The organism is Acidithiobacillus sulfurivorans (genome assembly GCF_018853815.1).
GTDB lineage: Bacteria > Pseudomonadota > Gammaproteobacteria > Acidithiobacillales > Acidithiobacillaceae > Acidithiobacillus > Acidithiobacillus sulfurivorans.
Map to the genome: position 1 here is coordinate 1 of NZ_JAAOMP010000168.1, position 8,373 is coordinate 8,373.

At 52.0% G+C, this 8,373-nt stretch carries 11 protein-coding genes and 1 pseudogene; 6 read left to right on the forward strand and 6 right to left on the reverse strand.

All coding sequences use genetic code 11. The features are described from left to right. The 3 genes from HAP95_RS15765 to HAP95_RS15775 all read right to left on the reverse strand — a co-directional run. On the reverse strand, window positions 1-1,013 hold a 1,013-nt coding region (locus HAP95_RS15765; protein ID WP_215885086.1), incomplete at its 3' end, for an NAD(P)/FAD-dependent oxidoreductase. A 47-nt stretch (window positions 1,014-1,060) separates the two neighbouring features. After that, entirely contained in the window at window positions 1,061-1,291 is a 231-nt protein-coding gene (locus HAP95_RS15770; protein WP_215885087.1) for a sulfurtransferase TusA family protein, read from the reverse strand. A gap of 12 nt (window positions 1,292-1,303) precedes the next feature. After that, entirely contained in the window at window positions 1,304-1,690 is a 387-nt protein-coding gene (locus tag HAP95_RS15775; protein WP_215885088.1) for a DsrE/DsrF/DrsH-like family protein, read from the reverse strand. A gap of 354 nt (window positions 1,691-2,044) precedes the next feature. On the opposite strand from HAP95_RS15775, the gene HAP95_RS15780 reads away from it, so the two are divergent. From HAP95_RS15780 to HAP95_RS15800, 5 genes are all read left to right on the forward strand, one after another. Continuing rightward, window positions 2,045-3,439, forward strand: a complete 1,395-nt coding sequence (locus HAP95_RS15780; protein ID WP_226832853.1) for a sigma-54 interaction domain-containing protein — start codon at window positions 2,045-2,047, stop codon at window positions 3,437-3,439. A gap of 83 nt (window positions 3,440-3,522) precedes the next feature. Next, on the forward strand, window positions 3,523-5,067 hold the full coding sequence (locus HAP95_RS15785) for a 2-isopropylmalate synthase (protein ID WP_215885090.1): 1,545 nt from the start codon (window positions 3,523-3,525) through the stop codon (window positions 5,065-5,067). Window positions 5,068-5,103: 36 nt separating this feature from the next. Continuing rightward, a complete protein-coding gene (locus HAP95_RS15790; RefSeq protein WP_215885091.1) occupies window positions 5,104-5,439 on the forward strand; it encodes a thioredoxin family protein in 336 nt (111 codons plus the stop codon). Beyond that, entirely contained in the window at window positions 5,436-6,032 is a 597-nt protein-coding gene (gene ampD / locus HAP95_RS15795; RefSeq protein WP_215885092.1) for a 1,6-anhydro-N-acetylmuramyl-L-alanine amidase AmpD, read from the forward strand. The genes HAP95_RS15790 and ampD overlap by 4 nt, the downstream gene beginning before the upstream one ends. Continuing rightward, complete coding sequence (locus tag HAP95_RS15800) at window positions 6,001-6,561, forward strand: hypothetical protein (protein WP_215885093.1); 561 nt, start codon at window positions 6,001-6,003, stop codon at window positions 6,559-6,561. Before ampD ends, HAP95_RS15800 begins: the two co-directional genes overlap by 32 nt. On the opposite strand, the gene HAP95_RS15805 is transcribed toward HAP95_RS15800, so the two are convergent. Then, window positions 6,516-7,220 (reverse strand): epoxyqueuosine reductase QueH, encoded by a 705-nt coding sequence (locus tag HAP95_RS15805; protein WP_215885094.1) that lies wholly within the window; start codon window positions 7,218-7,220, stop codon window positions 6,516-6,518. The two genes, HAP95_RS15800 and HAP95_RS15805, sit on opposite strands and share 46 nt — an antisense overlap. Window positions 7,221-7,297: 77 nt before the next feature. Between HAP95_RS15805 and HAP95_RS15810 the strand changes: the two genes are divergently transcribed. Further along, on the forward strand, window positions 7,298-7,627 hold the full coding sequence (locus HAP95_RS15810) for a 4a-hydroxytetrahydrobiopterin dehydratase (protein ID WP_215885095.1): 330 nt from the start codon (window positions 7,298-7,300) through the stop codon (window positions 7,625-7,627). A gap of 39 nt (window positions 7,628-7,666) precedes the next feature. Here the strand turns inward: HAP95_RS15810 and HAP95_RS15815 are convergent, their stop codons facing one another. Together HAP95_RS15815 and HAP95_RS15820 are read right to left on the reverse strand one after the other, a co-directional pair. After that, window positions 7,667-7,969, reverse strand: a complete 303-nt coding sequence (locus HAP95_RS15815) for a hypothetical protein (RefSeq protein WP_215885096.1) — start codon at window positions 7,967-7,969, stop codon at window positions 7,667-7,669. Between the two features lie 190 nt (window positions 7,970-8,159). Further along, window positions 8,160-8,373, reverse strand: a pseudogene (locus HAP95_RS15820) (heterodisulfide reductase subunit B); the annotation flags it as partial.

The following is an 8,373-nucleotide window of genomic DNA, read 5'->3' on the forward strand; positions in this document are numbered from 1 at the left end:
TCCTTGCCCGCCTCAATGAAGCAGAACACCTTGCCATCATAACTGCGTACCGGCCGTCCCATTTTGATGACCGCCGCCACATTCTCGGCAGCGACTTCCGCTTCAAAGTGGGCGGTTGAACCCGCCTTACTGATGGGCAAATTGGTGGTGTCTCCCAGTACCAGAACATTCTTGCCATGCTCCCCTTCCATGTGCAGGGAAGAGCGATTGGTGGGAATCCAGCCGTTTTCGCCCAGGCCATTTTTCTCGATGACTTCCTGACCCTTATGGGGCGGAACGGCCACCAGCAGATCGTATTTCACCGCTCCGCCTTCTTCACTCAGTACCTGGGCATTCTTACCATCCACTTCCTTCATGTTGAACAGGGTTTCGTATTTAATGCCCATCCGGTCAAATTCCGGCGCCGCCCACTTGGCCACATTCTCCAGGCTGTGAACCCGGCCAATGGGATAGGTGTAATAGAACTCGGTCTTGTCCAGCAGGCCGCGATCCTTGATGAAGTCGTGCATCGCGAAAGTGATTTCCAGGGGAATCATCGGGCACTTATGCGGCAGACCGACAGTGACCACGATGCGCCCACCCTTGAAGTCCGACAGTTGCTTGAAAAATTCCACGGCATCTTCTGCGGTATAGCAGTTAATGGAATTTTCCTTAAGGCCGGGAATTTTCTCGGGCAGAGCGCGCGAACCGGTCGAAATCACGATCAGATCGTATTCATGGACCTTGCCGCTTTTGCATTTGACATGGTTCTCTGCGAGATGAAATTCTTCAACCGGATCCACATGAAATTCAATCCCCGGTTCCAGCAGGCTTTGCTGTTCGCGGACCAGTTCATCAGGAGTCGCCCGGCCCATGGCGACATACAACCAGCCGGGTTGATACACATGCTCATGACTGGCAGACAACATGGTAATGCGTGCCTTGCCGGTTTTCATTTCATGGTGAATACGCCGTGCCAGATGATTGGCAAAAATGGTACCGCCCATACCGCCACCTACAACCAGAATTCTCATGATGTCACTCTCCTTGAGGGTTTTACGCCTGCGATTGTTTCGTGCTTTTACTTGGCCTTGCGGACCCGAATGTGCCAGGTGCCTTCGCCGTCCTGCTCTGTATCTACCATTTCGTGACCGACTTTTTTGATCCACTCCGGCACGTCCGCAGCCGATCCGGTATCCGTGGACAGCAATTCCAGGGTGTCCCCGACCTGCATCATTTTCATGTTGGAAATCAGTTCCATCAGCGGCCCCGGACAAAAACTGCCACGGGCATCTACGACGCGTTCACTCATGTGCTACTCCTTTTAAAAAGTCAGAATCTGACCGCCTTCGGCGTCACTCAGGAATTTGGTCAGGCCCAGGGGTCCGGCCACGATTTCCTCCATGTCGCCCTCTTTGACGCCGAGGACATCCATAGCCATGGAGCAAGCCCAGATTTTGGCATCGCCCAGTTCCACTGCCTGCTCGAAAATCTGGTAGAAGGGGGGAACTTTACGTTCGGCCATGACTTCACCCAGCTTGCCTTCTGCGGGGGCTTCCTTGCTATGGCCCTTCACAAAGTAGGGGAAGGCGTTCATCGACAGAAAAATATGGACGTCGGTTCCGGATACCGCCGCTACGGACGCCGCCATGGCTGCGAATTGCAACTTCTCGCGCTCGCCACTCAAACAAATAACGTACATGCCTGACATGTTGTCTCCCCATCGTAAGTGAATGCGTTAGTAATAGCAGTAAATATGCCAGCCTATATGGGCGTTATTAGATTGAAGCTAACTCGCTTATCACGCTAGATAATTAAAAATTAAGAATAATCTAATTAACTGTATAACTAACTTATTTTTATATCGCGGCAGGTGAAATATGTCATGACATGTCATGACATATGCTGACAAACAGAACACCTTGTTCATAAACAAATATAATTAAGTTATGGTAATAGAAATTTTCTTGCATCCAAAAAGAAAGAGGATGCGTATTATTTACGAAAGTATATTTTTTAGATCTTAAAAGCAGTAGCCGACCAGACGCCGAGGCGAATTATGGAAATGCAGAATCGTGACCGTACTACTCCTGATGTGCATAAGCCCACAAAAAAGCATAAGTCAGCAACTGGTCTGGATGTTCAGAGTGTTTTGAATATCCAGCAGAATCCAATGGTTTTGATTGATGACCATTACCGTATTATTGCGGCGAACCGGGCCTATCAGGAGGCCTATGGCGTGCAATCAGATGAGGTAATAGGACGTTGCTGTCATGAAATTTCCCATCATTCGCCGGTGCCTTGCCATATGCGTGGAGAAGATTGTCCCCATCAGGCTGTTTTTACGACGGGAGAAGCCCACGATGTCCGGCACATTCACTATGATCACCAGAATCATGCTGAACATGTCCGTATTCGTGGACATGCCATCAAAGATCAGGAAGGGAAAACCTATCTTGGCGAGGAAATCATTCGCTTGCCGCATCAGGAAGAAGGCATTACTTGTGGTGACATGCGCATGGTGGGCCGTTCCCCGGCATTCATGAAATGTCTGCATCACATTGAAATGGCGGGCCGTACAGATGCCAGTATTTTACTTTATGGTGAAAGCGGGGTCGGTAAAGAGTTGGCAGCCAGCGCACTGCATCAATTTTCAGCGCGGGCATCTGAAGCATTTATTACCGTGGATTGTACCTCACTACCAGAAACACTTTTTGAAAGTGAAATACTAGGCCATGAAAGAGGGGCTTTTACCGGTTGTCTGGGGCGGAAGCGGGGATTGTATGAAATGGCCGACCGGGGAACCCTGTTTCTGGATGAGGTGGGGGAATTACCCTTAAGTATGCAGGCTAAATTATTACGGGTTCTGGAAACCGGGACCTTTCGGCGTTTGGGGGGCTCAGAGACCTTGCATGCCGATGTGCGTATCATCGCGGCGACTAACCGCAATTTATTGGAAATGGCCGGGCAGAGACAATTTCGGGAGGATTTATATTATCGTCTCGCGGCCATTACCATTGATTTACCGCCCTTGCGGGATCGTCGTGATGATATTGCGGGTATTGCTGCGGTGTTGCTGGAACGCATTGGTAAAAGTTGGGGGGGGCAGTGGACGCTGTCGAAAGACGCAGAACGGCGCCTGTTTACTTATGATTTTCCGGGAAATGTTCGGGAGTTACGCAATATTCTGCAAAAAGCAGCAGCACTGGCGGATGGACCGGTTATTCAGGCAAATCATCTGAATTTTACGGGAGCCAGACCAGCGTTTGAGGTGCATGCTGCTTCTTCGCCGGGTGCAGTGAGAGATTTTGGCACTGCGGCATCAGTGCCGCGTGGTGGCGCGCAGCCGGATGAGCTGGAGGCTTTGTTACGTCAGTATCAAGGCAACCGGCGACGGGTGGCTGAAATCCTGGGAGTCAGTGAGCGCACTGTTTATCGTTGGTTGCGGCGAGGCGCCTGAATCCTTCGCGAGTAAAGTGTGTTGTCTTCGTTAATTGTTGGTAGCGGGGTACAATCCTCCCAATTGATTGGGAGACACAGGCTATGACAACGTCCAAAGAGCATTTGATTATTTTTGACACTACCTTGCGCGACGGCGAGCAATCTCCGGGAGCTTCCATGACCCGTGATGAAAAGTTGCGCATTGCCCAGGCACTGGAACGCTTGCAGGTGGATGTCATTGAAGCAGGCTTTCCGGTCGCCAGCCCCGGAGACTTTGCCGCCGTGCAGGCTATTGCCAGGACCGTGCGGGAAAGTCGGGTATGCGGGTTGTCGCGCGCGCGCGATGAAGACATTCGCCGTGCCGGTGAGGCGTTGAAGGAAGCCAATGCTGCACGTATTCATACGTTCATTGCCACCAGCCCGATTCATATGCAGGCAAAATTACGAATGAGTCCGGAACAGGTCCTGGAACGTGCGGTGGCTGCGGTAAAACTGGCGCGGCAATATTGTGATGATGTGGAATTTTCACCGGAAGATGCGGGCCGTTCCGAGGAGGATTTTCTATGCCGGGTGATTGAAGCGGTTATTCAGGCGGGAGCCCGCACCATCAATATTCCTGACACCGTTGGTTATAATCTGCCGGATCGCTTTGGTCAGTTGATTGCCAATTTGCGTAACCGGATTCCCAACGCTGATCAAGCTATTTTTTCGGTACATTGCCACAATGATCTGGGCCTGGCGGTAGCCAACTCCCTGTCTGCCGTGCAGCATGGTGCCCGACAGGTTGAATGCACGATCAACGGTCTGGGTGAAAGAGCGGGTAATGCCGCCCTGGAAGAAATCGTTATGGCAGTGCGCACGCGGCAAGATGCTTTTGCCTGTGATACTCGCATTGATACCAGCCAGATTGTGGCTACCAGCAAGTTGGTGTCTACGATTACCGGCTTTCCGGTCCAGCCCAACAAGGCCATCGTCGGGGCTAATGCTTTTGCCCATGAGTCAGGCATTCACCAGGATGGTGTGCTCAAGCATCGGGAGACCTATGAGATCATGCGTGCGGAAGATGTGGGCTGGTCGGCAAATCGCATGACGCTGGGAAAACTTTCCGGTCGGGCGGCGGTACGTGCGCGTCTGGAGGCGTTGGGTATTCATCTGGAGAAAGATACGCTGGATCAGGTTTTTGCCCGCTTCAAGGATCTTGCCGACCGCAAGGCAGAAATATTTGATGAAGACCTGCAGGCGCTGGTCAATGAAGACCTGCAGGAAGAGCAGGCAGAACATTATCGTCTGGGTTATTTGCGGGTTTGCTCGGAAATGGGTACGCATCCCGAAGCTACTGTGGAAGTCTGGGTGGACGGGGTGGCCAAAACCGCCAAGGCTGTGGGTGGCGGGCCGGTAGATGCGGCATTCCAGGCCATGGAAAGTATTTTGAACAGTGAAACCCGTTTGCTGCTCTATTCGGTCAATGCCATTACCACAGGTACGGATGCTCAGGGTGATGTGACCGTGCGTCTGCAGGACGCCAGTGGTCGGGCCGTCAATGGTCAGGGTGCGGATACTGATATTGTCGTGGCTAGCGCCAAGGCTTACCTTTCGGCGATGAATCGTTTGCAGGGTCCGGCACAACGTCAGCATCCGCAACTTTAACTCAGCATGGGCGTACGATGAGGGTAACTATAGGTAATGGAAACTGTTTCTGAACTGGGTTTTTGGCAGCGTATGGCGGAAACCCGGGGTGAAGTCATTTTGTTTTTCAGCTCTGCAGGCTGTCATTCCTGTCGGATCTGGCGGCGGCTGCTGAAAAATCTGGAAGATAACCGGAGTGGTCTGCAGGTTTGGGAGATTGATGCCGGCATTGATATGGGCATTACCCAGGAATTCGAGGTGTATCATCTACCTGCTCTGTTCCTGTTTCATAACGGCCAATATCAACGTCCGATTCAGGTTGAGGCGCGGGTCCATGCTCTGGAACAGTGGCTGAACGCGCATGCTGACCTCCCTCCTGAAGAACTTCCTTGAATCCTGATCTGCCCAATCCCTGGAACGCGGCGGGCTGGCATGCCATGGCGCATGTTGCACCCTCGCCCTATTTTGATCAAAGGCCTGTGGGTGTAGATCTTGATCTGCTGGTTGTTCATGCCATCAGTTTACCTCCAGAACAGTTTGGGAGTGGCGAGGTGCCACGATTTTTCATGGGAGTTCTGGATTTTGACCGGGATCCTTATTACGAACAGTTAAAAAACTTGCGGGTGTCTGCACATTTTTTCATTGAACGAGATGGTAAGCTTTGGCAGCATGTGAGTGTCTGGGATCGTGCCTGGCATGCAGGCGTATCTTCATGGCAAGGCCGTTCTGCCTGTAATGATTACAGTGTCGGTGTGGAGCTGGAAGGCAGTGAATCCAGCGAATTTTTGCCCATTCAGTATCAACGTCTGGCGGCTTTAAGTTGGGATCTGCAAAAGCTGTTTCCGACTATGCTGCGAGAACGCATTGTCGGTCACGCAGATATTGCGCCTGGACGCAAATGGGATCCCGGTCCGGGCTTTTCCTGGGACTATTTTACAGAGGTGTATGCAGCGCATGGCGGAGATCAGAGAAGCACCGAAACGTGACTGGCGGCGTGGCTGGGCCGGACCCTTGGTCGTATTTGTTCTGTTGGTATTGGGAACCCTGTGGTGGCTGGGGGTGTTTCATTCCGCACAAGTGCTTGAAGAAACCGGAGGAGCCCGCACGTATATTTTTCACACCTTTCAGGGCACGTATCGACAGATGGTCAAGGCCAGAGGTAAGTTGTCGGCACAGTTGCCTGCTGATATGCGTGGTCATACCGAAATGACGATGATGGAAAATGAAACGGGTAGTGGTGGGGATGCGATGGTCCACGCCCGAATAGGTTATCTCGTGGATAGCGGCGAGGCCACGCCACCAGGATGGTCGCGGGGAGAATGGCCAGCCCAGAGGGTGGCAAGGGTGGAGGTGAGCGCAAATGCGGCCATCGCTTCGTGGAAAGCCTATTCCGCTCTGAGTGACTGGGGAAAGGCCCGGGGAATGCCTTTACACTATCCCTTGTTTGAAATGCTGGGCCCGGGTAATCGTTACGTGTTATTGATGCCTCTGGTTAAATCACCGGCTTCTTCCTGACCGATGGCGTCTTTACCGTAGAATTTGATGCCACGAATAATTTTTTCGCGGCCCTGGCTCAGGCGGTGCATGTTGGTATCACGCAGGGAGTAGACACACCCGCAGTATTCCTGCTGATAAAACTGTTCTTGCTTGGCTATGTCAATCATGCGGGCACTACCCCCGCCCTTTCGCCAATTGTAATCCCAATATTGCAGCCCTTCATGGCGGTCTGCAGCCCGGGCACCGCAGGCATTGATCTGGTCCATGTCTTTCCAGCGCGATATCCCCAGGGTGCTGCTGAAGACGCTGAAGCCATGCTCTGCTGCATACAGTGCCGAGCGCTCAAAACGCATGTCGAAACAGGCAGTACAGCGCTCGCCGCGCTCCGGTTCCCATTCCAGACCTTTCACTCGGGCAAACCAGTTGTCCTTGTCATAATCCAGGTCAATGAAAGGAACACTCAATGCCTCGGCATAACGGATATTTTCTTCCTTGCGCAATGCATATTCTGCCTGCGGGTGGATGTTCGGATTGTAAAATAGCACCGTAAATTCGATGCCGGCGTTGCGAATATCATCCATGATGGGACCAGCACAAGGTGCGCAGCAGGAGTGCAGGAGAATATGCGTACTGCCGTCGGGCGTCTGCAACGGTGTGGGGGGCGTTTTTTTGGACATGAATGATACCTGAAAAAGCACTATGCTGATGACAAGCATACAACCCATCAGTCTATTTGCCAAAAAGGAGCTTAGCGATGCCTAGCGATTTGCGACAGGGAAAATGTCAGGCTTGTGAAGGGGGTGTCGAGAAACTTGCGGATGATAAACTCAGCGAACGTATTGAGAGTGTACCCGGATGGCGTCTTGAGCAGGGCAGTTTATGTCGGGATTTTCAATTCAAAAACTTTTACGAAACCATGGCGTTCGTGAACGCTGTAGCGTGGATTGCTGATCGTGAAAATCATCATCCAGACATGGTAATAGGCTATGGATACTGCCAGCTGCGATACGCCACCCATGCAGTCAAGGGGATCACCGAAAATGATTTTATTTGTGCCGCACAGGTGAATCAGCTGCTGGAATGAGACGATGTTTCATTCCAGCAGTCTGCATTGACGCCAATATCAGGCGTTGTTGGCAGGACGCAGCAGGGGGCGCATGCCTTCGCGAATCTGACGCTGAATGAAAGCAGCGCGGCCGGGTTCCTTTTTGTCCAGTTCTGCAGCACATTCTGAATTGGTCAGAGCGGCAGCACTGAGCATGACTTCCAGCTCGCAGGTGTCAACTTTGGGATCAGTCAGGGCGGCGGGTGCTACATTCATCTGATCACCTACATGCCAGAACATCCGCGCATTCCACATACGCAGACGGACGTTGGGATTCTGGAAAAGTTCTACGCAACGAGTATTAAGAGCCTTGCTGTCCACGGTCTTCCTCCTGTCAAAACGGATCATTTCATCGCCTGTTCGGGCGAGCGTGCTTAAGCATACTCGAAAAAGGTACCTGAAGGGGAGTTTTTTGGGGATTGAAGTATTCCATGCCCGGATAGATTTCGTAAGTTAATAAAAAACCCCGCAGCAAGGCGGGGTTTTATCAGCGTGATGCTATTTCAACGACTCAGGCAGATGCGCCCGCTTTCATGTTGATATTTTGGTTAGTGGCGAGTTCGGGGTTGTAGAGGTATTCCACATTACCCTGCTCGACCTGTTTGAGGTATTCCTGGAAGTCGGCTTTGGCCTTGTCCCAACTGATGCCCATTTTTTCCACCAGATCTTCACAGGGTGAAGCATGCCACTGGAGCTGGACGATCTTGAAGGGATCGGCCCCACAG